The 24,973-nt window shown below is 36.5% G+C and carries 22 protein-coding genes; all 22 read right to left on the bottom strand.

Annotated elements, in window-relative coordinates; translation table 11 throughout:
* Nucleotides 1-2: 2 nt before the first annotated feature.
* Nucleotides 3-1,277, bottom strand: coding sequence for a TRAP transporter large permease (locus FZF09_RS18580; protein WP_158738088.1), 1,275 nt, complete (start codon nt 1,275-1,277; stop codon nt 3-5).
* Nucleotides 1,274-1,744, bottom strand: coding sequence for a TRAP transporter small permease (locus tag FZF09_RS18575; RefSeq protein ID WP_158738087.1), 471 nt, complete (start codon nt 1,742-1,744; stop codon nt 1,274-1,276). Before FZF09_RS18575 ends, FZF09_RS18580 begins: the two co-directional genes overlap by 4 nt.
* A gap of 42 nt (nt 1,745-1,786) precedes the next feature.
* Complete coding sequence (locus FZF09_RS18570; RefSeq protein WP_158738086.1) at nt 1,787-2,815, bottom strand: TRAP transporter substrate-binding protein; 1,029 nt, start codon at nt 2,813-2,815, stop codon at nt 1,787-1,789.
* Nucleotides 2,816-2,909: 94 nt separating this feature from the next.
* Nucleotides 2,910-3,677, bottom strand: a complete 768-nt coding sequence (locus FZF09_RS18565; protein WP_158738085.1) for a GntR family transcriptional regulator — start codon at nt 3,675-3,677, stop codon at nt 2,910-2,912.
* Nucleotides 3,678-3,953: 276 nt separating this feature from the next.
* The gene (locus tag FZF09_RS18560; RefSeq protein ID WP_158738084.1) at nt 3,954-4,757 is read right to left on the bottom strand and encodes a response regulator transcription factor; all 804 of its coding nucleotides are present in this window, start codon (nt 4,755-4,757) and stop codon (nt 3,954-3,956) included.
* 318 nt (nt 4,758-5,075) lie between these two features.
* Complete coding sequence (locus FZF09_RS18555) at nt 5,076-6,605, bottom strand: class I adenylate-forming enzyme family protein (RefSeq protein ID WP_158738083.1); 1,530 nt, start codon at nt 6,603-6,605, stop codon at nt 5,076-5,078.
* Nucleotides 6,606-7,103: 498 nt separating this feature from the next.
* The gene (locus FZF09_RS18550; RefSeq protein WP_158738082.1) at nt 7,104-8,138 is read right to left on the bottom strand and encodes a TRAP transporter substrate-binding protein; all 1,035 of its coding nucleotides are present in this window, start codon (nt 8,136-8,138) and stop codon (nt 7,104-7,106) included.
* Nucleotides 8,139-8,336: 198 nt separating this feature from the next.
* Nucleotides 8,337-9,359, bottom strand: a complete 1,023-nt coding sequence (locus FZF09_RS18545) for an NAD(P)/FAD-dependent oxidoreductase (RefSeq protein WP_158738081.1) — start codon at nt 9,357-9,359, stop codon at nt 8,337-8,339.
* Nucleotides 9,360-9,408: 49 nt separating this feature from the next.
* The gene (locus FZF09_RS18540) at nt 9,409-9,660 is read right to left on the bottom strand and encodes a ferredoxin (RefSeq protein ID WP_158738080.1); all 252 of its coding nucleotides are present in this window, start codon (nt 9,658-9,660) and stop codon (nt 9,409-9,411) included.
* 97 nt (nt 9,661-9,757) lie between these two features.
* Nucleotides 9,758-10,660 carry a R2-like ligand-binding oxidase gene (locus tag FZF09_RS18535; protein WP_233269564.1) on the bottom strand — a complete coding sequence of 301 codons (903 nt, stop codon included), beginning with the start codon at nt 10,658-10,660 and terminating at the stop codon, nt 9,758-9,760.
* Nucleotides 10,661-10,925: 265 nt separating this feature from the next.
* Nucleotides 10,926-12,653: a sigma 54-interacting transcriptional regulator gene (locus FZF09_RS18530; protein ID WP_158738079.1), complete on the bottom strand. Its 1,728-nt coding sequence runs from the start codon at nt 12,651-12,653 to the stop codon at nt 10,926-10,928.
* A 148-nt stretch (nt 12,654-12,801) separates the two neighbouring features.
* Nucleotides 12,802-14,031, bottom strand: a complete 1,230-nt coding sequence (locus FZF09_RS18525) for a benzoate/H(+) symporter BenE family transporter (protein WP_158738078.1) — start codon at nt 14,029-14,031, stop codon at nt 12,802-12,804.
* Nucleotides 14,032-14,070: 39 nt separating this feature from the next.
* Entirely contained in the window at nt 14,071-15,960 is a 1,890-nt protein-coding gene (locus FZF09_RS18520) for a TRAP transporter permease (RefSeq protein WP_158738077.1), read from the bottom strand.
* Nucleotides 15,961-16,055: 95 nt separating this feature from the next.
* The gene (locus tag FZF09_RS18515) at nt 16,056-17,075 is read right to left on the bottom strand and encodes a TAXI family TRAP transporter solute-binding subunit (RefSeq protein WP_158738076.1); all 1,020 of its coding nucleotides are present in this window, start codon (nt 17,073-17,075) and stop codon (nt 16,056-16,058) included.
* Nucleotides 17,076-17,168: 93 nt separating this feature from the next.
* Nucleotides 17,169-18,524 carry a UbiD family decarboxylase gene (locus tag FZF09_RS18510; RefSeq protein WP_158738075.1) on the bottom strand — a complete coding sequence of 452 codons (1,356 nt, stop codon included), beginning with the start codon at nt 18,522-18,524 and terminating at the stop codon, nt 17,169-17,171.
* 10 nt (nt 18,525-18,534) lie between these two features.
* The gene (locus tag FZF09_RS18505; protein ID WP_158738074.1) at nt 18,535-19,692 is read right to left on the bottom strand and encodes an iron-containing alcohol dehydrogenase; all 1,158 of its coding nucleotides are present in this window, start codon (nt 19,690-19,692) and stop codon (nt 18,535-18,537) included.
* 48 nt (nt 19,693-19,740) lie between these two features.
* Entirely contained in the window at nt 19,741-21,204 is a 1,464-nt protein-coding gene (locus FZF09_RS18500) for an aldehyde dehydrogenase family protein (RefSeq protein ID WP_158738073.1), read from the bottom strand.
* Entirely contained in the window at nt 21,194-21,790 is a 597-nt protein-coding gene (locus FZF09_RS18495; RefSeq protein WP_304503072.1) for a UbiX family flavin prenyltransferase, read from the bottom strand. Before FZF09_RS18495 ends, FZF09_RS18500 begins: the two co-directional genes overlap by 11 nt.
* Before the next feature lie 49 nt (nt 21,791-21,839).
* The gene (locus tag FZF09_RS18490; RefSeq protein ID WP_158738072.1) at nt 21,840-23,123 is read right to left on the bottom strand and encodes a TRAP transporter large permease; all 1,284 of its coding nucleotides are present in this window, start codon (nt 23,121-23,123) and stop codon (nt 21,840-21,842) included.
* A gap of 11 nt (nt 23,124-23,134) precedes the next feature.
* The gene (locus FZF09_RS18485; protein ID WP_158738071.1) at nt 23,135-23,605 is read right to left on the bottom strand and encodes a TRAP transporter small permease; all 471 of its coding nucleotides are present in this window, start codon (nt 23,603-23,605) and stop codon (nt 23,135-23,137) included.
* A 23-nt stretch (nt 23,606-23,628) separates the two neighbouring features.
* On the bottom strand, nt 23,629-24,660 hold the full coding sequence (locus FZF09_RS18480) for a TRAP transporter substrate-binding protein (protein ID WP_158738070.1): 1,032 nt from the start codon (nt 24,658-24,660) through the stop codon (nt 23,629-23,631).
* A 26-nt stretch (nt 24,661-24,686) separates the two neighbouring features.
* The coding region (locus tag FZF09_RS18475) for an enoyl-CoA hydratase/isomerase family protein (protein ID WP_233269563.1) at nt 24,687-24,973 on the bottom strand (287 nt) is incomplete at its 5' end.

Raw genomic sequence — 24,973 nt, 5'->3', positions numbered from 1 at the left:
GCCTAGCTAATCATTTTATTCGGTAACCAAAGAACTATCTCTGGGATAAATATTGCTATTAAAATAATCAGGAACAATATTAATATATAGGGAATCATTTGATAAAACACCTTTTCAGGTGAGGCTTCGGCAATCTGTGCTGAAAGATACAAGTTTATTCCAACAGGTGGAGTTAGCGTTCCCACACATAATGCAATCGTTACTAAAACATAAAAATGAATGGGATCCATTCCAGTTTGGCTAACAATGGGGCCAAGAATTGGAATAAGCAATAGTAAACCTGCAGTAGTTGATAAAAAAGCACCTACAATTAGCGCCACAAATAAAACAATTAAATACAAAAATATTGTATTTTGAGTTAGGCTAAACAAAGAATTAGCTAGAACTTCTGCTACTTGTTCCCTTGTTAAAAGGTAGGTATAAACATTCGCTAGAGATAAGATAAACATTATTGCTCCTGTCGTAACAATGGTTTGCCATGCGTGTTCAAATATATCTTTAATCCTGAGTTCTTTATATACAAAAAAACCAATAAAGAATACATATACAACCGCAATTACCCCAGCTTCAGTAGGAGTGACAACGCCCATTACTAAACTACCTACAATAATTACAGGAGCCAATAGAGCCCAAAAAGCATCTTTAAACGATTTTAGTAACACTGATTTAGAGGTCTTATCTGCTACAGGGAACTTATTTTTCACTGATAGAATATAGGTGAATACCATAGCAGAAATAATAAATAAAATTCCTGGAACAGCCCCGCCTAAAAACATTTTCCCTACAGAAACTCCAGCAAGAGACGCACATATTACCATAGGAATGCTTGGAGGAATGATTGGACCAGCTACTGCCGAACCAGCAGTAACTGCTGCGCTAAACTCTTTTGGATAACCTAGTTTTTTCATAGAAGGTACCATAACACTACCAAGTCCAGCCGTATCAGCCACCGCTTCACCTGAAATTCCCGAAAAAATCATACTAGCGAAAATATTAACTTGAGCTAAGCCGCCTCTAATTCTTCCTAATAATGCATTACAAAAATTTACTATTCTATTTGTTATTCCTCCTAAATTCATTAGCTGACCAGCAAAAATATATAAGGGAACTGCAACTAATATAAAAGAGGAAGCTCCGTTTAACATTTGTTGTGTTACAACAGACATAGGAATTCCATTAAGAGTGAAATAAACTAAGCTTACCAAAAGGAGTGAAATAGCAATTGGAAAACCAAGGATAATTAGGGCAAATAGTAAACTAACTACAAGCAATATCATAAATTTCCCTCCTTCTGGTTATTTCTATACAGATTTACTAATTTTTGAACTTCTATAATTCCATATAACAAACAGCTTACAGGAATAGCTAAATAAAAATAAGCATATGAAATTTGGAGGGACTCACTTTTAAGATTCAGATTATTTATAGTCATTTCTGCTCCATAGTAAACGACCATAAAAAGACCAATTATAATTAGCCCTCCCATCAACGTAGTCATGACCTTCTTAGATGTACCTTTAAATTTGTTATAGACTAGATCCATTCCCATATGCTTATTTTCACCAGCAGCCAACACGGCCCCCAGGAATGTAATCCAGACAAGTATTAGCATTCCAGCTTCCTCTGTCCAATCAAGAGGCTGCCCTACTACGTATCTTAAAAAAACGTTACATGCAAGAAGCACTACAAGTATGATTAATAAGACAGAGCAGATTAGCTTTAATATATATTGTAATTTCTTCATTTCTTCACCCCTTTCTAGTAAAGCAGGAATTATCCTACTTTACTATTTGGTATTGAGGATTCTTTCACCGAGGCCTTCCGCTTCCGGCCAAACTTGTTCTAATTCTTCAATATTCTCTTGTACCGTAGAAGTAAATTTTTCACGATCTTCATCAGACAATTCTACAATTTCCATGCCGTTTTCTTCCAAATCTTCTAAATATTCACCTGTTTCTTCTTCTGTCAATTCATTATTATAGTTCCCTGCTTCTTGAACTGCTTCATTGATTATTGTTTTATATTGTTCAGGTAATTCATTGAAGATCATTTCATTCATAGCTATAAATTGTGTCCCATACGTATGATTCGTCATATTTAAATGAGAATTAACTTCTGCAACACTGTTTGTCACCATGTAGTCGGGAGGAAGTTCAACCCCTTCGATAATGTTATTTTGTAATGATAAATAAACCTCTTTAAGTGGAACGGAAGTTGGTTTAGCCCCTAAGATAGAAAATGTTTCAGTTGCTCCCTTGGTACCTGTCCGAATTAAAAAGCCATTTAAATCTTCAGGACTGGTGATCTGTTTGTTGGCGCTTACTTGGCGGGGAAGCCTGTCCCAGCTTTGAGTTAGTAACCTTAGATCATGTTCTTGCACTAATTGCTCCGCTAGTTCTTCTCCTATATCACTTTCAACTACTTTATGAATGTGATCCTGGCTTTCAAAAAGAAATGGAATTTGCATAAAATTGTACTCAGGAGCCAAATCTCCTAATACCCCTAAACCAGCCATAGAAAGGTCGAGGCCCCCAACTGATGTCTGTTCAATTAAATCACGATTATCACCCAATTGATTTTCAGGATATACTTCAATGGTGATATTTCCCTCTGAGTTCTCTTCAACGATTTCCGCCAATTTATCTGCTGCTTGCCCAGTCGGAGATTCTGGTGGTGCATTGTGACCAAGCCTTAATTCAGTTTCGGGTAAATCAGAAATATCTGTCTCTCCAGAGCTTTCTTGCATTTCACCAGAAGAACATGCTGAAATAAATAACAAAATTACTGTAAAAATAAACATTGTTAACGTTTTCATAATTTGCCTCCCTTTTTAAACGTACTCCCCTTGAGTTAGTAAATAATTTTATAATCAAGGGGAAATCTCTTACATTCTTTCTAACCGACAAAAATTATTTTTGAAATTTACTGGCATCTACCAACTTCAAACCATTTTCGCCTTCAAGATCGAGAGTAAATCGATAAGCATCAGGTTTGAACCATAAATAAGTATGCTCTACTGGTTCATTCTTCTCGGAAAATAATACTCGTTCAGCTCCAAGAGTGGCTGATCCTTGTTCGATGTTTAAAGCTTCTGCTACATAATCGGAAGAATCTTTAGCAAATATTTCAAAGTGAGCTTGTTTGATTCTATGACCACTTCTAGTTGAAAGAGTTTTATAAACTGGATATTTAGCTGCATCCTCTTCGGAAATAAGATCTGCTAATTTCGGATGGACAGAAATTTCCGCTAACGCTATAGGTTCGTTATCAATTAAATATAAACGCATAATTCTTAAAATTTTAGTATCCACTTCTAATCCCAAAGACAACTGAATGTCATAATTCGAGACAACGGTTTCAAAATCAATTAATTTTGTTTCAGGAGTCATTCCAGCTTCTAAAAATGTCTCATATAATCCTTTGAATCCCTGCAAATGATGATACATTTTTCCTTTACTTACAAACGTACCCTTGCCTGGCTTAGTTTCTAAAAGTCCTTCTTTTACTACCTCTTTCATGGCTAATCGTATGGTCGTTCTACTCACGTTAAATCTTTCCATTAGTTCAATTTCAGTTGGAATTTTAGATCCTTCTTCGTAAATACCTTCTAAAATTTGCTTCTTTATAAACTCTGAAATTTGTAAATACATAGATTTAGAACTTTTACGTTGTAACAATCGTTTCCCTCCCTCCTTTTTTAATACATTATAATACGTTTCATATGAGTTATGATACATTATAATACGTATTTAATCAATGACTTTTTTGAAAATTAATTACTATTCTATCCATGTTAATAATTAAAAATCTTTTCCCTTAATACATAAAAAAACGGCGCAAAGATGATAACTATATCTTCTTTACACCGACTTTGTTCTTTTTTAAATTTCAATTGGAACTTTATTTAAACCAGCTCTAAACTGTTTAAGATAGGATTCGAACAAAAAGGATTTTCATAAACCTTTACTTACGCCCGCTGAATTTGTGTAAGGCTTTTCAATAAAATTAATAAATATATTTCGGTATTCTCTAGGAGTTTTTCCTTCAAGCCGTTTAAATGTTGTTGAAAAATAACCAGCACTAGAAAAACCAATGTTATGTGCAATCACTTCTATTGGTAAAGAAGTCATTTTCAAGAAGTGTTTTGACTTTTCAATTCGTATCTCTGTCAAATACTCTATAAAAGTTGTTTTTGTTTCATCTTTGAACATACGGCTGAAATGGGAGGGGCTTAAATATACCATATCTGAAACTTCCTGTAAGGTAATCGGTTTGTGGTAATTTAGTTGTACATAGTCAATAGCTGTTTGAATCGGGCTTGCGAAATCGGTTTCGAAAGAGCTCGTATTTCCTTGAAATTCTAAAAGTTGTTTACTATCGTTTAACATATCTGCAGCAAATAAACGATCAAATGTTTCTAATAGTTCACTTTTAGCAAGAGGCTTAAGGTGAAATGCCGAAAAACCAGCATTTATGCTATCGTACACTGGCTGAAACATTTTTAAATGAGTGGTTACAACGATGGAAATATATGGATACAACGCTAGGATCTCTTTTCCTGTGTCTATACCATCCCCATCAGGCAGAGAAAGGTCAAGGATAATGATGAAAGGCTTTTTTTTCTTTAAGATTGTTAAACCTTCTTTAGCTGTTTCTGCTTCATATATCAATAAATCTCTATATGGACTGTTTTCTACAATAGACCGGATTTTCTGACAGTTTTCAATATCATCATCTATTATCAATAATTCAGACAATTCCTTCACCTCTCTTCTTACCACTCTGTAATATTAGTCAAATATTCAATGGTTATTTTGAAAACGTTGTCATAATGAAATGTAATAAATGGAAGAGAAAGCTCAGCCATGTAAGAATTCTAACTTTATGAGCATCTCTTGTCTATTTTTGATTTCTATTAAACTTTGATTTATTTAACATTAACATTTTACCATAAAGGATTAGATCATCAAAGAGACATGGGGGGCAACTATCGCCGTTATTACAGTACTATTTCCCCGCTGTTTTATTGTCTTTTTTTCAATCATATTTAAAATGGCTCCAAAGCGTTTTATTCATTATATTTCAGCGTAACATCCTTGAACTAATCCTTGACGATCAATTTTCCCTGAATTATTCAGCGGTAGTTCAGAGATAAAAATATATTTCCTTGGGCGAGTATAGTTTGATAAGCGAGGGCTTTCTTTACAATATTGATCAAGTTGTTGAACAGTGACATTGCTATTCTCCGGGACAATAAATGCAACTACTAATTGGCCGAACCTTTCATCATTTTCCCCAATGACAGCTGATTCCTTAACGAGAGGATGGTTTGATAAAATGGTTTCGATTTCTTGGGGATGAATGTTTTCACCGTTCGATAAAATCATTTCATCTACCCTTCCCACAACTGTTAAGTCCCCTTCTTCATCTCGTTTTCCCATATCACCAGTATAATACCAGCCATCGTTTATGGCTTGATTTGTAGCATCCGGGCGGTTCCAATACCCTTTAAATGCTTCTGCTGAATTGGTGTTCACTATTATTTCACCAACTTCTCCTTCTTTTACAACCTTTGAAGGATCGCTCTTTCCTTTGGAATCTATAGCTACTAAACGAACATTTTGATGTATTCCTGGTTTTCCAGCACTCCAAGGTTTATTTCTCACGTTTGTTGAAGTGGTAAATGTATATATTTCTGTACTTCCATAATGATTAACCAAATGCTGCGGCTGAAACATCTCGTTACATTTTTCTATCAATTCTTTCGACATAGGTGAACCAGCAAATGTAAGCACTCTTACGGAAGAAAAATCAATATTTTTCGTTCTAGAACAATGGACAAGATCATGATACATGGTTGGCATGAGATACAAACAGCTAATGTTCTGTTTACTAATGATTTCCAAAGCTTCAACTGGATCAAAATCCAGCATGGTGTGACATTCTCCATCTAAGATCGACATAGACAACAGAGAACGCAATCCCATTGTATGGTATAAAGGAACAGCTCCAAGTGTTGAATCATGAACAACATAACGATTTTGAATAATATGAGACATGGTGGAAGTGTATTCATTTTTATGAGAACGAGGGACTCCTTTTGGTTTTCCTGAAGTACCAGATGTATAAAGGATAGTAGATAAATCTTCTGCGTTTTTTCTTGGAATATGAAAAGACAAAGAATTATTTTTAACCAATTCGTCATAGCTTAAATCTGCCATGCCTTGCAAACTTACTATGATAGGTTTATGTTTAAAGTGTTCTTGTTTTAGTAAGTACCGACTGGATTCTTCGAAAACGATCATTTTCGCCTCCACGTCGTTTATACAATATTGAATATATTCTAAGGACATCCTCAAATTAATCGGAACATATATAGCTCCAATTTTTTGAATGGCCCAGAACATAATAATATTTTCTATCCTGTTTTTTAACAACACCATGACCCTGTCTTGCTTCCCTACTCCCAATCGCTGCATAGATGATGCTGCCCGATTGGCTTTTTCATTTATTTGTGAATATGTATAACTTTTTTCTCCTTGAAAAATTGCATTTTGATTAGGGGCTCTATTAACAGTAGATTCGAAAAGGTCGGTTAAATGCACTATTTCTCACTCCTTCCCTATTGTTAGAAAAACATGGCTTGCCGCCAAGTCAAAACGGCTAAATTTTATTCCTTCCTCAAAGTTAATTATAGTAAGGGCTGTCCCAAAAGGTTTTTTTAGCTGAAATCCACTTCGCTTTCTCGGCAACACTTTAGCTGTTCCTTCGACGAACAGGACGGACTTCTGCAGGATGCGGTGACTTCTACGTTACACTTTCGGTGCCAAAACCGCCACCTCCTGTGGCATTGACAACATTAGCATGTCCTGTGCGTCGACGTGTATGGTTTTAGTAGAAGGCTCATTATTTTTCTTAGTAGAAGTCCCTTTTCCTTAGCCGACGACTGCTGGATTCTACGTGTATTTCAGTTGACGTTAATTAAAAAATGTAGCTGTTCCACTTATTGAGACAGCCCCTAACCTTACTCGAGTTATATAATATTTTATCAACCTAATCTAATGACGTCTATGCTGGGAGTCTCTGCTGTTTCATTTTTGATCCTACTTCTCCCTTTTAATCTCTTCAACTGTGTTGATGAATTCTTCAATAAGCGGGTCCTTTTTAGCATATTCTTCATATACTGGTTCAACTTCTTCTCGAAATGGAGTTATATCTTTTAATTCTTCGACATGTACGCCTTTGTTATCCAATTCTTGGAGTGCTTCCTCATCAATTTCAACTAATTTTTTTAATATCCATGATTGCGTTTCTTCTCCTGCTTTATCTAAAATTTGTTGATTCTCATCCGAGAGGGATTGATAAAAATCCAGGTTAAATACGTTAACATTTGGCCAAGGGAAATGTTTTGTTAGAGTAATATATTCCGTTACTTCATGTAGATTTTCAGAAACATACGTCTCCAAGTTTGCTTCATGCGCATCAATAACATCGGTTTGCAGAGCAGAATAAATTTCCCCATATGCCATTGACGTTGGGTCAGCTCCAAGTGTTGTAAAAATGCTTTGCATTAACGGACTTTCTGCTACTCTAATGCTAAGACCATCCATGTCCTCAAGCGACTGTATTGGAGAAACATTGGAACCCATGTGCCTCATACCGCTTTCATTAATGCCAAGCCCTTTTAAATTTATTTCTTCCAGCCGATTCAGCATTTTTCCTGCCGTCTCACTCTGAATGGCTTTTCCAAATACCTCATAACTATCGAACAGAAATGGAAGCTGTAAACCATCCATAACCGGGGTAGAACCACTAAATACAGATGAAGAAATGAATCCTGCTTCTAAAGAGCCGTTTTGAAGCATTTCGAGCATCTCAACATCTCCGCCTAACTGACGTGCTGGATAGAGTTCAATTTTCAAGCTTCCACCTGATTGTTCTTCTACTTGCTCAGCAAAATGTTCGGCTGCTAAATGATACGGATGAGTCTTTTGAGTAACATGTCCTAGTCTGATTTGAACCGTTTCAGCACTTTCATCCACTTCATCCGTACTTCCTGCTTCTGTTTCTCCAGAATTGCCGCATGCACTCAATATTAACACATATACCAATGCTATTATTGTAAACTTTTTTTTCATTTTGCTTCACCTTCCATTTTCTATTCTACTTATCTCTATTATTCTAGGAGTTTGTAACAATATATTTTTTGGAAATTTCAGACATTTCAACAAGGGCAGGAGGAGATAACAGGTCCATTTACATATTATAATTATCCTTTCCAGGGACCTATTGTCTACTTTCCTGCTAATTTATAAAGTACTTTTACCGAAATTCCTTTAAATTAATGCTTTGTTCTTTTCATTTTCACCCATAATACTTGTACTATGAGCTGGCTGCATCTTTGCACTTGGGTCAATATAAATTTTAGCATTACTTACAGCTGTAGGAGCTTCCCCAAAACCTGTTGCAATAAGTTTAACTTTGCCTTCGTACGTACAAATATCACCGACAGCGTATATACCTTCTATATTTGTTTCCATTTTTGAGTTTACTACAATACTATTTTTCTCAATGTTAAGACCCCAGTCTTTAATGGGGCCTAGTGAGGATACAAAACCATAGTTACAGATTACTTCATCGACCTCAATAACTTTTTTATGTTGTCCGTTTACTTCTTCTAAAATAACTTGTTCAATATTGTTAGTTCCCGTAAACTCTACAGGTACAAAAGGGGTTAATATATTAACACTAGAATTTCTTAAAGAATCTACGCTGTGTTCATGAGCACGGAATTTAGTCCGTCTATGAGCGATTGTCACTTCTTTAGCAATTGGTTCCAGCATCAGAGCCCAATCCACACAAGAATCTCCACCGCCAAATAACTGGACACGTTTATTTTTAAATTTATTTATATCATCCACAAAGTAATGTAAATTCTTCCCTTCATACTGCCGGGCTGAAGCTAACTTTAGTTTCCTCGGCTCAAATGCCCCGTTTCCAGCTGTAATAATAATTGTTTTTGTCAAGTGAATGTTTTCATTTGTCTTTATTAAAAAACTTCCATCTGTTTGTTTTTTTACTTCTTGAACAGCTTCGTTTAACGTTACAGTTGGGTTGAATTGAGCCATTTGTTCGCTTAAATTATTCACTAATTCTTGTGCTTTTACTTTTGGGAACCCAGCTACATCATAGATGTACTTATCAGGATATAAAGTTGATAACTGTCCTCCTAGATTAGGTAAACTCTCGATAATGTTAACCGATAAATTTCGCATCCCTGCATAGAAGGCAGTGAACAATCCAGCTGGCCCACCACCAATAATAGTGATGTCATAAGTAGTCTGTTGCTTCTTTGTCATGAAAAATCCTCCAAGATAACGGAATTTTTTCTTTAAAAAAGACTGGAATTTATGAAGTGAATTTAAATGGGTCTCCACCAAATGGCTGTTCAGCTACTTTAATGCATTGTACTGGACAACCTTCTTCCGCTTCCTCTAGATCTTCATAAAATTTTTCTGGTACTTCAATGTTCCCTTGGTTATCATCTAATATATTTAAAGAAATTCCTTCATCATCATAATCAAAAATTTCAGGAGCAACACAATTACAAGCGCCACATGCAATACAAGAATCTTTATCTACAATCGCAAATTTCCCCATTATAATACCTCCCGTTTTGTCCTTACTACTTTTCATGCATACTTGTTATCTTAGAGATTCTCCGTTATATTGTGGATCTTTTTATGCTGGGTAATCTTTATCTCTCTTGCAATTGAATATCTTCTCCCAAAATATCTTTTATTCTAAGTTTAATCATTTTTTCAATTCTTTCCTTACCTTGTACTTCTTCAGGTGTTTCTACTTCTTTACCATTTACAATAACTTGTTGATCGTAACGTTTTAATATACCTGGCAAAAATTCTTCATACACTTTTTTAATTCTCTCTGCATGTTCTGGATTTTTTGCAAAACGTTTGAGAGAACGAAGACCAAATCCAACATGTCTTCCTTCGTCCCTTTTAATATTTTTAAAACCTTTTTGTAAACCTGGCAAGTAACCATATTGACCCCAAACAGATTCAAAAACATCATAGCCAACCATTGCCTGTACACCCTCTATAATACCTTGGTATTGGGTCATCCCTTCCACCATCGCTGCTTCACGTGCCTTGGGACCTTCATCTATCGATTGTATTAATTGCTTACCTTTCTCCGTCAAACTTTCGTGGACATAATTTTTTACAGCTTTTTCTTCACGATTCATTTCAAATACTTCTTCAAAATATCTTTTGAAAAATTCAGTATGCTTGAATTCTTCAACCAATTGAGTACTTAAATAGGCTTGCTGCCAAGTAGTTGGAGCCACCATTATCCACGGACAAAATTGCACTGCAACACTTTCTTCTGCATCAAAAAATCCATTACAGAAATGTATTAGATAATCTCTTTTTTGTTCATCCATTTTTGCGAAATCTTCTTTATCTTGAGTTAAATCAATTTCATAGGGATCCCATGTTCCAAAACGAATGGCCATCCGGTAGAGTGAATAGGCTAATTCATCCGCCTCTCTTAGGTCCTCTTGTTTTAAATCTTGCAAATCTTCTAACTCTTGATCTACTTTGTCATAATTTAAGCGTTCTACTGAAATCTTGCTCATCATTATACCTCCTGCTATATAAAATGAATTCACTTTATTATTGTGCAAGATGCATGCCAATACATATCCTTTGCTGTACGGCGTTTGTATTATTAATAAACACCTGTATTGGAACTAAAGTGAAACCGGCGGAAGTACTGCGGTTCCAATTATTAAAAAAGAAAGAGCGATTGCTTTTTACTAAATTTATTAAAAGCCTAAAGCAGATGGTGAGGAGAGGAAAAGTAAGGTACAAAGAAAATATGACCATATATATTTTTGAACGAATTTACGAATTATTTCTTATATCATATTTTTTCATCTTTCTCATTAATGTTGTATGGGAAACTCCTAAAGCTTTTGCTGCTTTTCTTATGCTTCCATTTTCCTTTAGGTAATCCCATATTAATTTTTTTTCCATTTCTTCAAACATATTTTCTGACGATGAGCTGGTCTTTTCTATAAATAAAGGGGTGTTATTTTGCCTATTTTTTGTTTTAGAATTTTCTTCCATAATTTCAGTTGGTAAATTATCTAAATGAATCTCATCGCTTTTAACAGTTAACACTAACCTTTCCATTAAATTAGCAATTTCTCTAATATTTCCTTTCCATGAGTAATTTTGCAGAGCATCCATAGCTAACGTTGTAGTATATTTTTTCTTGCCGTGTTTTTGGTTAAACGTATTTAAAAAATGAATAACTAATGGAATGATTTCTTCCTTTCTTTCTCTCAATGGCGGCAAGTATATAGGAACAACATTGAGACGGTAATATAAATCTTCCCTGAAATTCCCCTCAGATACCATCTTCTCTATGTTCCGATTTGTTGCAACTATAATTCTTACATCAACTTTTATCTCTTTTGAACCTCCAATGCGCGTTAAGACCTGTTCCTGAAAAAATCGCAGTAATTTTACTTGCAGCCTTAAAGGCAATTCCCCAATTTCATCTAAAAAAAGAGTGCCTTTATCTGCTAATTCAATTAAACCTGGCTTTCCTTCTTTTTTTGCACCAGTAAATGCTCCCGATTCATATCCAAAAAATTCGGATTCTAATAATTCTTCTGGAATTGCTCCGCAATTGACCTTAATAAATGAATGATTTTTTCTTTTACTTTTTTGTTGTATTTCATTAGCGATAACTTCCTTACCAGTACCTGATTCTCCCCTAATAAAAACGGTAGAATTCGTTTCTGCTATTTGTTCTGTAAGATTCATGATCTCTTTCATCTGCGGGCTCACAATAACCGTACCAGCCTGGTTTGATTCTCCCATTAACTTATAAAGCTTTTTTTGGATCCTCATTGAAATAGTTTGCGTTTTTTCTAATTGTCTTTTGGACTTTACTAAATCCGTTATGTCGTGAACATTTGCAAGTACTTTTATTAATTGATTATTACCATCAAACATTGGTATAGCTTTAACTAACACATCGATGTTGTTTTGATATTGTTGAAAATCAGATATATGCTTTTCCTCTTTTAATGCTCTTAAAGTAACAGATTCCTTTTTAAAAATACCTCTTGCGATAATCTCTTCAATGTTACTCCCAAGGTATTCCTTTCTAGGTACTCCACTCAGTTTCACTAATGCTTCATTAACTAACTCTATGATCCCGTTATGATCAATAACAAGAATGCCATCATTTGAATTTTCAATAACGGATGAATATAACTGTTGCTTTAATAGCAATTCTTTTATAACTTTTTTTGGCCTGATAACTCCAAGAAATACTTGGTCCTTATTAACAATAGGGATCATGGGGTAATAAACATCCCACAATTCCTCGAGATTCCCATCACCCGAAACCTTCTTAATATCTGTTCTTACTAATTTCTCTAAATGACCCGTGGTTCGATCCTTACATGTTCTATCTAACATTCCGACATATTTTTCTTGGTTTAAAATTGGAAGTGCATAAAAATGTGATTGCAATAATATTCGTTGGGCATTCTCCATTTTTTCTGTCACCTGTACCTTAGGGATATTTGTTTCCATAAAGTCAGTAATTTTCATTTCATACCTCCCTCAAAAACTATTACCCGCTTTAATTAAAAACATAAAAAACGCCTGGGTTGGCGTTTTTTATGACCTTACTATCAACATAAAGCGATAAAATTCAATAAGTTTATCTTTTATAACTTTCCAAGCAACTGGTTAAGAATTATGCAGATTTTATATGTTCCGTCCCTTTGTCTTCACTATTTATAGTGTGGAAATCCTTTCTCTCCATAAGAAGTGATACTATGACACCACCAATTATTGCCCAAAAAGGAGAATTAATCTGAAATAAACTAATCCCTGACATTCCAATGATAAGAGCAAAGAAAGAACCAACCTGGAATTTTGACTTTGAAAATGCAGATTGTAAAGAATTTAATAAAACTCCTATCATAGCAAGTCCAGCAACGGTTCCAATTAAAACACCCGGCATCGCAGTAACAAATGGAACCGCTACACCTGCTACTAACCCAAAAGCAACAAATAATACCCCATTAACCATGACAGAAGCATAACGAGCTTGTTTATCTTTGCCAGCTTCTTCTGAGGCACAGATAGCTGTCATCGGACCAGCTATATTTGCATTGTGACCGCCGAAAAAAGAGGTCACCACTCCACCAATTCCGCTTAATATAGTCATAGCCGTAACAGGAGGCTTATAGCCTTGTGTAATTAATACTCCTGTTGCTTGAGCATTTTCTGCCCCAATAACCAGTAAAGCAAGCGGAACCGAAATCGAGATAATAGCGTCAAGACTGAACACAGGAAGAACTAATTGAGGAACAATAAAACTTGGTTCCATATTTTCCATTACAAATTGGTTCATTATAAACGCTAGAAAGGCTGCAACTCCAAAAGCAGGTAAAATCGGAGGCACTTTTTTAATAAAAGTGGAAGATAACAGATAAACGAGTATAGCGGAACCAGCAATCAGAGGAGCTTCTTCCACAGAAAGAATCATATCTGTTCCAAATGAAATCATGGCACCAGCGATCATAGCCATCACAATTGGCACTGGAATCCAGTGCATCACTTTACTAATAAGACCGCTTATTCCCAAAATAAATACGATAACCCCTGCCACTAAATATGCTCCCGCTGCTTCATTAAGGGAATAATTAGACAGTGCTCCTGCTACAAGAACTGCACCGGGGATTGCATATGCACCTGCTATAGGTTGTCTATATCTTAAGGACAAAATAATGCCTAACAGACCTCCGAAAAAGTAAATAGCAAATAGCCAGGAAATCGTTTCCACTTCTGTCAGGCCGCCATTCTCAGCCCCGCTCATTACAATTAAGGCTGGACCAGTACACCCAAAAACAGCTGCAAGAATACCGGCACTTACAGTATTTATATTTAAAGATTTAAACAAGCTTTTGTGTTCAGTCATAGCAGTCCCTCCTGGAAGTAATTCTACATTTTTTACAACCTATCTATTAGATACATGTTGATCATTTAGTAAGTTCACTTTTTCCATTTTTTTATTTCTTTTCATTACCTGTAAGCAAACTACCGTAACAAACAAAGCAAACCCTATTAAACTAGAAACGAGATTTGGAATGAGAAGCAATATGGCAGCTATGAATGTCATGACCCTTACGATTGGACCGATATTGGCAAATAGATAACCAACAATAAACGCGCATAACGCCATAATCCCAATAGTCGTGAGGATTGCATGCCAAACTATGTCAGATACGTTACCCATTAACAGTATGGAAGGGTTCAACACAAATGACAGCGGTATCATAAAAGCTGGTATACTTAGTACAAATGCTCTGATTCCTGTTTCGTTTGTTCCTGCCCCCGCTATCCCTGCTGCACTGTAAGCGGCAAGAGCAATCGGTGGCGTGATCATGGATAATACAGCAAAATATAGAACAAACATGTGAGCAGCAAGCGGTTCTATACCAAATTCTTGCAAAGCTGGTGCAAGTAACGTAGCCGCCATAATGTAAGCTGAAGTAGTTGGCATGCCCATTCCTAAAATAATACAACCGAGTGCCACTAATACTATTCCTAAAACGATATTTCCAAATGACCACTGGACGATCAGGCTAGTAAAGCTCAACCCTAATCCTGAAAAACCAATAATTCCAACAATGATACCTGCAATGGCACAAGGTATCGTAACTTTTATTGCTTGCTTTGCTCCATCTTCCATTGCTGTAAAGATGTCTGTAAAACTTAATAATGTTTTCTTTCTTAAAAAACTTACAACGAGAATTAACAATATGGCCCAAAGCGCAGCACGTTGCAGAGAATACCCCATAAAAATAAACACAATTAACGCAACCATAGGCAGCAAGAGATGAATGCGTTTCCAAATTTTTTCTTGTTTTTCTTCCATCTCCTCACTTAAATTATCAATGTTCTCTTTACTTGCTTTTATGTGAATACTAAACAACAATGCAATGTAGAAAAGTAAAGCAGGAATAAGAGCTGCCAGTATTATTTCAACGTAAGGAATGCCAACCATTTCGGCCATAATAAACACGGCTGCTCCCATAATCGGAGGTAGAATTTGTCCTCCTGTAGAAGCTATAGCTTCTATTGCAGCGGAATCTTTCTTTGAATAACCAGCTCTTTTCATTAATGGAATCGTAAATATACCTGTACTAGCCACGTTAGCTACAGCACTTCCACTAATGCTTCCCATGAAACCACTGGAGATGACAGCTGCTTTTGCAGGCCCGCCTTTTGCTTTTCTCGTTAACCGAAAAGCAATATCGTTAAAAAGCTGGCCCCCTCCGGATATATTCAAAAAAGCTCCAAACAATATAAAATAAAAAACATAGTCTGCAGCAACACCAACCGGAACACCGAAAATCCCTTCAGGTGACAAAAACAACAAATCAACAGTGTCATTTAAGTCTAATCCTCGATGGCTCAGTAACCCATAGTTATACGGACCAACAAAACCATAGATGATAAATAAGACACCTAATAATGTTATGACCTTTCCAACCGTTCTTCGTGAAACTTCTATAACGAGAAGGATATAAATGATACCCAGCCATAAATCCAAAGGCTGAAAACTATCTACAAACCAATTACGAGAAGTTAAACGTTCAGAATGGTATAATAAATAGACCCCAATTAATAGAGGAGTTATAATGGTTATCCCATCGACCACTTTCCATATGTTATTTGGTCTGTTTTTGCTTATTAAAAATAAGGAATAGGCTAAAGATAATGCAAAGGAAACGTGTATTCCTCTTTGTACATAAGCAGGCAACGCACCAAAAGACGCCGTGTATAAATGGAAAATGGACCAGCAAATGGCTATTATTGCTGATATCTTCATGAATCTTTTCATATTACAAGCCCCTTTTATTGGAGATATCTTTCATTCATATCAGTAATCCAAATATTCTAAACATTGAAGATCCCCTGCATTCCAAATTCTTCTATTTACTTCCAACCTTTTTCCTCATAATATTTTAAAGCCCCAGGATGTATATCAGTACCGCCAGTATATTCAGGCTCCAGTCCTTTTTCAGGATCAAAAGCTTCCAGCCCCTGATGACCTTGTACTAATTTATCTTTGTTCTCTACTATAGATTTAGTTATGTCATATGCTAAATCTTCAGAAAGGTCATTGTTAGCTACCAAAGTCGTTGTAAACCCTACCGTTTCAACCTCTTCATCTTGTCCTTCATAATGGCCTGCAGGAAATGTCACTTTCTGGTTACCTGTTTCCTCTAATTTCTCTCTAAATTCATCTTCAATTGACATAAAGGTAACAGGCGTCTGAATGGCTATCTCAGTAAAACCTGGATGACCTTTTGTCATCACTTGCACAAACATATCTGCCTCTCCGTCTTGAAAAGCTGATTTTACAACGTCAAAAGATGTATGTTCAACGGCTCCCCCATAATCTTTCAGGTCGTCATAGTTCATTCCATATGCTTCTAAAACTTGTTGGGCCGCAAACTCACCTTGGCTTCCAATATTAACTGTGTACAAATTGGTTGGTATTTCTTTTTCTTTTATATCTGCAATAGAAGTAATATCATGTTCTTCCATAAACTCATCACGCATAATGATACCTACATAATATTGATCCAATGCTCCAGTTAACACGCTAAAATCATCATATACTTCCTCAAACGCAACTTCTCCATCATTGCCCCATTTATTTGTAACACTAAACGTAAAGCCTAATTCTGCTTCACCAGTAGATACAGTTTCAACATTCCCTATTCCTCCAGAATGGGGAAGGACGTCCACTTTCTTCACTTCATCTATATCTGAACGAATTACTTCTGCCATAGTTGCTCCATAAACATACCAAGCGCTTCCTTCCGATAAAGTAGCAAACGAAAGAAAGTCTGGATTAGCATTCGTACTTTGCTCGTTTTCTTCTCCGCATCCACCAAGCATTAACAGAAGAGATAAAATAATAGAAACCGGAATAAATAACTTTTTCACAAATATTCACCCTTTCAATTTTTGTAAGCGCTTTAATGGCGTTTGAAATGTAAAGGGCCGAAATGGACCCTTTCTTTTTAGAATAAATGTCATTTATTTTATATAATCATCGATATTCAAATCTTCTAAACCAGGAATTCTAATTCGTTCATATTCCATTGGTTGAGCATTTAACGGAACAGTGCAGTCAAACCCTACTTTAGAACCTACTCCTTGGTCTGTGGATGGATCTAATTTAGATCCTAAACTATCATGCACAACTACCATATCCTTGTCCGCTTGGAACCTCGTTGCAACCGCCCATTCGATTTCTTCCATATTAAAAATATCTACTTCTTCATCAACAACCACCACATGTTTCACATCATAATGAGCTGCAAATGCGGCAAGTATGACATTTTTCGCTTCCCCTTCATTCCTTTTTTTCATTGAAACAGCCAAATGATATCGGCATGTCCCTCCAATTGTAAGATGGACATCTTTCACGGTTGGTACCGTTTCTCGCAATTTGTTTAAGATACTAGCCTCTCTAGGTATTCCTCCTAACAATAAGTGTTCATAACTTGCAGGAAGAATGGTTTGATAGATAGGGTTATTGCGGTGAGTGATGGTATTAATCTCTATTACTTCCTTTTTACTTTCGGGACCGTAATACTTTGGAAACTCTCCAAACGGTCCCTCTGTCTCTCTCACTTCAGGCAAAATTTTTCCTTCTAATACGATTTCTGCATTTGCCGGAACATCCACGTCAATTGTTTTACATTTCACTACTTGTTCTTCATAACCTTTTAAAGCACCAGCTACTTCCAGCTCATCTTGTCCTACCGAAGCAATAGCTTGAGAAGCAAGCAACAGCACTGGATCCACGCCTATTACAATAGCAATATCAAGACCTTCACCTGCTTCTTCTTTGTTTTTAAAGAAGTTATATAAGTGTCTTGGCAGTATTAATGCTCCCAACCGATCTTTCCCAGAAATCTGCAGCCTATGAATAGAAACGTTTTGTTTACCAGTTACAGGGTCCTTTGCTATCGCAAGTCCTCCGGTAATATAATTCCCTGAATCTTTTTCGTGATGAACCGGTATAGGAAATTGATGTAAAAGATCAACATCCTTTTTCTCAATAATATTCTCATGAACGGGCGCTTGCTTACTTTCTATTAAATGACAGGGCAGAGGTTGTTTCAGTGCATCTAAAAAGGTTTTGCTAAGCTTATCTACATCAATATTTAATGCATCAGCAAATTGTTGTCTGGTAGTAGCTGTACCTGCTAAAACAGGGGTTTTATACTCTTCAACGTTAGAAAAATAGCCAGCTTTTTTCCCATCTAATTTTTTGGCTGCTGCTGCGATCTCATAATTCAGCGACACTTTTTTTTCAATCGTTGCTAACTCACTTTTTTCCTCTAAATGATGCAGCCAATTTCTTAAAGACTCACATCTATCCATCTCTTACCTCCTAAAAAATTTCCTGTAGTAATTTATATATCTCTTCTTTAGATGCTCTTCTAGGGTTGAAGTGCCACATTCCGCTTTTTAATGAATCTTCAGCTATATCTTGAAGTTGTTCTTTTTTCACACCAACATCTGTTAGTTTCTGCGGAAGCCCTATATCATTTCTCAGTTCTGTAACTTTTTCAACGACTTTAATCGCCGCTTCTTTTTTTGGTAAATATGAATAGTCTTCTTCAAAACAAGTACCCATTTGTGAATACTTGTCCAATTGAGCAACTGTATTGTATTCCATTACACTAGGGAGAAGCAGACCTATAACTATACCATGACTAACATGTGCATGACCGCTCACAGCGCTCCCTATAGCATGGGTTAACCCTAAATAAGATTGGTTAAATGCCATTCCTGCTAACAAACTGGCTTCGGCTAATTTTATTCTTGCTGTTTTGTCTTCCCCATTATAGACAGCTGTACGAAGGTATTGGTTAACCGTTCTCATTGCTGACAGGGCTAATGCTTCGCTGGCTGGTTGTGATAACCGTGACACATATGTTTCTGCTCCATGTGCAAAGGCATCAATCCCAGTAGCAGCAGTGATATGCGGCGGTAAGCTAATTGTTAATTTCGGGTCAACAATGCTAATCGTTGGTGCCAAAAACGGACTAGTCACTGTCACTTTTCGTCTTTGTTCCCAATCTGAAAATACAGCAAAAATTGTTACCTCACTACCAGTTCCTGATGTTGTCGGTAAAGCTATTAACGGTATATCCGGAAAAGTTTCTACACGATTTACGCCTGCATAATCGCTAATTCCTCCTCCATTACTAGCTACCACTCTTATTCCTTTTGCAGTATCAATGGGGCTTCCCCCACCTAATGCAATAATTGCATCACATTCCATTTCCTTATAAACCGCTGTCGCTTTATTAACCGTATCCGTACTTGGGTCTGGCTCAACCTCATCGAATACATGATAGGACATCTTCGCTGCATCCAGTTGATTTACAATCGGTTCCAAAATACCTGCATTAACAATGCCTTTATCAGTCACAATGAAAACGTTTTTCACGTTTTCATTGGTTAAGATGTTAGTTAATTCTGATATTTTTTCATATCCAAATATGATTTTTGTCGGCAAATGAAATTGAAAGTCAGATAGCATGTTCTTACCTCCCTCTCCATTACGTTTCAAACCTGCAGTTTGTCCGCTTTACTCACTTTCATCGATTTCTACATTAATATGCTTGGTCTCTGTGTATTCTAATAGTCCTTCAATTCCCCTTGTGCGTCCTAATCCGCTTTCTTTATATCCACCAAATTCTGTTTGTGGGTAGTTTTTGTTATACGTATTAATCCATACTGTTCCTGCATCAATCTTTTTCGATACACGCACTGCTTTGTTAATGTTTTTTGTCCATACACCTGCGGCGAGCCCAAAAATCGTGCCATTTGCCAACTCAATAGCTTCCGCTTCATCTTTAAATGTTTGAACGACTAATACAGGCCCGAAAATTTCTTCTTGAGCAATTTTAGCCTCGATTGGAACTTCATCAAAAATAGTTGGTTCGATAAAGTATCCTTTATCAAAATCTTCACCTTGGAGAGAGTTCCCACCTGTGATAAGTTTACTTTCACGTTTGCCTAATTCAATAAAGTCCATGACTTCTTTTTGTTGCTTCTCAGAAATTACTGGTCCCATATCAACGGATTCATCTAAGCCATTGCCAACTTTCAAATTTTCCGCTTCTTTTCGAAGTGCTTCTACCACTTCTTCATGAATGGATTCATGAACAATAACCCTGCTTCCAGCAAAACACATCTGACCAGCTGTATTAAAAATAGATTGATTAATAATTGGAATTGCTTTCGTTAAATTAGCATCTGAAAATAATACATGTGGAGATTTCCCACCTAATTCTAGCGCTAGCTTTTTAACTTTTTCTGATGCGTTTTTCATTAATTGTTTTCCTGTAGTCGTATCCCCTGTAAAGCTAATGGCGTTCACATAAGGACTTTCAGCTATTTCTTGTCCTATTACGGAGCCTGGTCCAGTAACCATGTTTACTACTCCAGGAGGAAATTCTTCTATATTTTCTATTACACCTACAAGTGCAAGGCTAATCAGTGGTGTATGACTTGCGGGTTTTAAAATAACTGTGTTTCCAGCAGCTAAAGCCGGGGCAGCTTCACGAATCATCAGCATAGCAGGCCAATTCCAAGGGGAAATAATTCCAACTACCCCAATTGGATCTTTATCAATGATTCCATAACTAGTCTCTGATAAATTAATAGATCTTCCAAAAATACTTCGTGACATCCCAGCAAAATATTTTAATGTATCAATACAAGCATTTAATTCTTTTCGAGATTCATTAATAGTTTTGCCATTCTCCATTGTTAGCAGCTGGGCGAGTTCTTCGCTGTTTTCTTTTAAATTCTGTGCCCAAGCCATCAGTGCATCTGCCCGTAATGAAGAATTGCTTTTCCATTCACTTTTGTTAAAGGCTTGATGAGCAATTTCTATAGCTAATTGGATATCTTCTGTCGTAGATTTTTGAGTTGTTCCTATGTTTTCATTGGTCGCAGGATTTATGGAATTACTCGTTTCTCTAGAAATGGATTCTTTCCATTCACCGTTTATAAAATTTCTGCCATTCTTGTTATTAAGAATCATGCAATATCTCTTCCTCTCTTTTTTGTAAACCTGGCCATCTTTCAAATAAATTTGCCTCAATACCAAATTGATCCAAAGCCTTGCCGACACTTTGGTTAACGATATCATCGATAGATTTCGGTTTATGATAAAAGCTTGGGACAGGCGGCAAAACAACACCGCCCATTTCCGTGATATTTTTCATGAGATTGATATGTCCTAAATGTAATGGAGTCTCTCGTAACAACAGCACAAGCTTTCTTCTTTCCTTTAATGTTACGTCTGCAGCTCGAGTCAACAAATTGTCATTTAAACTATTTGCAATAGAAGACATAGATTTTATCGAACAAGGAGCTATAATCATCCCTTCTACCATAAAAGATCCGCTTGATATTGTTGCCCCGATGTCTTGAGAGTCATATATATGAGTACTGAGTGCGACAACGTCTTCTTTTGAATAATCTGTTTCGTACTCTATCGTTTTGAAAGCGGAAGGACTAATAATTACATGCGTTTCAATATTTAAGGGTTTTAAGACTTCTAGAATACGTATACCATACAAGGCTCCGCTTGCCCCGGAAATGGCGATGACGATCTTTTTCACCAACCCTGCACCTCCCAGCTTTTCTGTTTAAGTGCATCCTATTTTGCTCTTATTACAAAGAAAATAATTCTGGTACAAATAGTACGATGTCTGGAATATAGGTAATAATTAATAAAATGATAACTGCAGCTATAACAAAAGGAGTAACTGCTCTACTTAGAGTCGAAATAGAGACTTTTGTTATCCCAGCAGTAACAAATAACGCTACTCCAACTGGAGGTGTAATTAACCCAATGACTAAGTTTAATGAAACCATTACACCAAAATGAACCGGATCTATTCCCAATTGAGAAATAACAGGCATTAGAACGGGAACAACGATAATAATCGCAGCTAACGGTTCTAAAAACATTCCGACAGTGAGCAAAACAACGTTTAATATTAGAAGTACTACCCAAGGATTAGTAGATATAGAAAGCAGTCCCTCCGCAATCATTTGCGGGATTCTTTCAAACGTTAGGGATAACCCAAATAGATTGGCTGTTGCAACGATTATCATAATAGAAGCTGTTACAATACCCGTTTTTAAAAAGATACGATATAGATTTTTCCATTTAAGATCTCGATAGAAAAACATTCCTACTATAAAAGCAACTAAGCTTCCTATTGCTCCTGCTTCTGTTGCTGTGAAAAACCCTGAAACAATACCACCAATAATAAACAATGGAATAACCAATGCAGGGGCGGCTTTTAATAATGATTGAAATCTCTCTTTCCACCCTGCTCGAGACTTAGTAGGAAAATCATGTTTCCGTGCGTAAAAGAATGAGATGACAGAAAAAGACAAAGCTAGTAACAAACCAGGTATAATCCCTGCTAAAAATAAAGAACCAATCGATGTGCTGGCAGTGACACCATATAAAATAAATACCATGCTTGGCGGAATTATGGGCCCCATGATTGAGGAGGAGGCTGTCACAGCAGAAGAATAATCTTTTCTATACCCATCCTTCTCCATTTCCGGAACCATAGATGAACTTTGTATAGCTGCCACCGCATTTGCTGAACCAACAATCGCAGACAAGAACATACTTACTAGAATATTGACGTAAGCTAACCCGCCTTTAAAATGTGATACAAAGGTGCGCGCAAAATCAGTTAAACGTTTGGTAATGCCACCGTAATTCATTAATTCGCCTGTCAGAACAAAAAGAGGGATGGCCATCAAACTAAAATTGTTCGCTGCTGTTAACATACTTTGAGCAAAACTCGTTAGCATACTGGTATTTCCACTAACAACAATATGAGATAAACTAGTTAAGCCTAGTACAAAAGCTATGGGAATTCCTAAAATCAACAAGAGAAAAAATATGATTATAATCGTAGCAGTTGCCATTTTCACCCTCCTTATCTGTGTTTAATTAAGCGAATTAATGAAGAAATAGAATATAAGCTCATCAGGCCAAAACCAATTGGAATGGCCAGATAAACAATAAACATTGGTAATTGAATGGCTGGCGATACTTGGTTCATAATACTAGGGGAAAATGTTTGGATCACACCGTAATATAAAGCAGTGACCACAAAAACAAGCACCAATAATTCAATTATTACTTTATTGAGCCATCTAAATTTTCCTGAGATCTTCTTTTCTAATAAATCAAGTGCTGCCATTTCGACATTTTTATAAGCGGCGCTAGCCCCTATGAATGTTATCCAAATAAGACAAAACCTAGAAAGTTCCTCTGCCCAAAAAATGGAATAATGAAAGATCCCTCTGCTTATAATTTGCGCAATAATAACAACAGACATTGCTGCAACTAGTGCTGCTACTAGCCACTTTGAAACACTATACAGACCAGCGATGAACTTATCCAAAGCATTCTCCCCCCTCACTTTCCTTACTGATCGCTTTTAATCTCTTCTACTGTTGAAATAAATTCCTCAATTAATGGATCTTTTTCAGCATATTCTTCATATACTGGTTGGACCTTATCTCGGAACGAAGATATATCTTCTAATTCTTCTACATGTACCCCTTCATTATTTAGTTCTTGAAGTGCTTCCTCATCCAGGTCTACTAACCTTTCAAGAATCCACATTTGTGTTTCTTCTCCTGCTTTTTCTAAAATTTGTTGATTCTCTTCAGAAAGAGATTCATAAAAATCAAGATTAAATACGTTTATATTGGGCCAAGGAAAATGTTTAGTTAACGTAATATAATCTGTCACTTCATAGAAGTTTTCAGCAACATACGCCGACAAATCGGATTCATGAGCATCAATTACATCCGTTTGCAAAGCGGAATATATTTCCCCATATGCCATTGATGTCGGGTCAGCCCCTAACGTTGAAAAAATACTTTGCATTAACGGACTCTCTGCAACTCTAATGCTAAGTCCATCTAAGTCTTCTGGGGTTTGAATTGGAGAAATATTAGAACCCATATGCCGCATTCCACTTTCATTAATGCCAAGTCCTTTTAAATTTATTTCTTCTAATCGGTCTAACATTTTGTCTGCGGTCTCGCTTTGAATGGCTTGTCCAAATACCTCATAACTATCTAACAAAAATGGAAGTTGTAGACCGTCCATAACCGGGGTAGAACCACTGAATACAGAAGATGAAATAAACCCTGCTTCCAACGAGCCGTTTTGAAGCATCTCCAGCATTTCGACGTCTCCACCTAATTGTCGAGATGGATAAATTTCAATTTGTATATTTCCATCTGATTCTTTTTCAACTTGCTCAGCGAAGTGTTCTGCAGCTAAATGATAAGGATGAGTTGTTTGGGTAACATGTCCAAGTCTTATTTCAACCGTTTCACTGCTATCCTCAGAGTTATCAGTATCTGCCTCTATTTCACCTGAGCCTCCACAGGCACTCAATATTAATACAAGAATTAAAAACAATAATGTAAGTCTTAATTTCATCAATTTACCACCTTTTTTGCTGATATTTATTTTCCCGTGAAATTCGCGCTTCTTTTCTCATAGAAAGCGTCTACCCCTTCACGGAAGTCATCGGTTGAACGAAGCATTCCGTACGCATAGCCTTCCAGCTCTAAACCGGTGCTCAGCGGGGTGTCCTGGGAAGAGTTAAGTATACGCTTACTTACTCTTTGAGCTAATGGCGAGAAGCGTACTAATTCTTCTACCAGGTTATCTACTGCCTGGTTTAATTCGCTGTGGGGCACCACTTCTGTCAGCAATCCCCACTGCTTTGCTTCTTCTGCTTCAATGCGGC

This window comes from Alteribacillus sp. YIM 98480 (genome assembly GCF_009765375.1).
Taxonomy (GTDB): Bacteria; Bacillota; Bacilli; order Bacillales; family Marinococcaceae; genus Alteribacillus.
This window is presented reverse-complemented; position numbering and strand designations above follow the sequence as displayed.

Bases quoted from the DNA above. Each gene is read 5' to 3' on its own strand.
- FZF09_RS18580 (WP_158738088.1), bottom strand. From the start codon at position 1,277: ATGATATTGCTTGTAGTTAGTTTACTATTTGCCCTAATTATCCTTGGT.
- FZF09_RS18575 (WP_158738087.1), bottom strand. From the start codon at position 1,744: ATGAAGAAATTACAATATATATTAAAGCTAATCTGCTCTGTCTTATTA.
- FZF09_RS18570 (WP_158738086.1), bottom strand. From the start codon at position 2,815: ATGAAAACGTTAACAATGTTTATTTTTACAGTAATTTTGTTATTTATT.
- FZF09_RS18550 (WP_158738082.1), bottom strand. From the start codon at position 8,138: ATGAAAAAAAAGTTTACAATAATAGCATTGGTATATGTGTTAATATTG.
- FZF09_RS18545 (WP_158738081.1), bottom strand. From the start codon at position 9,359: ATGACAAAGAAGCAACAGACTACTTATGACATCACTATTATTGGTGGT.
- FZF09_RS18540 (WP_158738080.1), bottom strand. From the start codon at position 9,660: ATGGGGAAATTTGCGATTGTAGATAAAGATTCTTGTATTGCATGTGGC.
- FZF09_RS18535 (WP_233269564.1), bottom strand. From the start codon at position 10,660: ATGATGAGCAAGATTTCAGTAGAACGCTTAAATTATGACAAAGTAGAT.
- FZF09_RS18530 (WP_158738079.1), bottom strand. From the start codon at position 12,653: ATGAAAATTACTGACTTTATGGAAACAAATATCCCTAAGGTACAGGTG.
- FZF09_RS18525 (WP_158738078.1), bottom strand. From the start codon at position 14,031: ATGACTGAACACAAAAGCTTGTTTAAATCTTTAAATATAAATACTGTA.
- FZF09_RS18520 (WP_158738077.1), bottom strand. From the start codon at position 15,960: ATGAAAAGATTCATGAAGATATCAGCAATAATAGCCATTTGCTGGTCC.
- FZF09_RS18510 (WP_158738075.1), bottom strand. From the start codon at position 18,524: ATGGATAGATGTGAGTCTTTAAGAAATTGGCTGCATCATTTAGAGGAA.
- FZF09_RS18505 (WP_158738074.1), bottom strand. From the start codon at position 19,692: ATGCTATCTGACTTTCAATTTCATTTGCCGACAAAAATCATATTTGGA.
- FZF09_RS18500 (WP_158738073.1), bottom strand. From the start codon at position 21,204: ATGATTCTTAATAACAAGAATGGCAGAAATTTTATAAACGGTGAATGG.
- FZF09_RS18490 (WP_158738072.1), bottom strand. From the start codon at position 23,123: ATGGCAACTGCTACGATTATAATCATATTTTTTCTCTTGTTGATTTTA.
- FZF09_RS18480 (WP_158738070.1), bottom strand. From the start codon at position 24,660: ATGAAATTAAGACTTACATTATTGTTTTTAATTCTTGTATTAATATTG.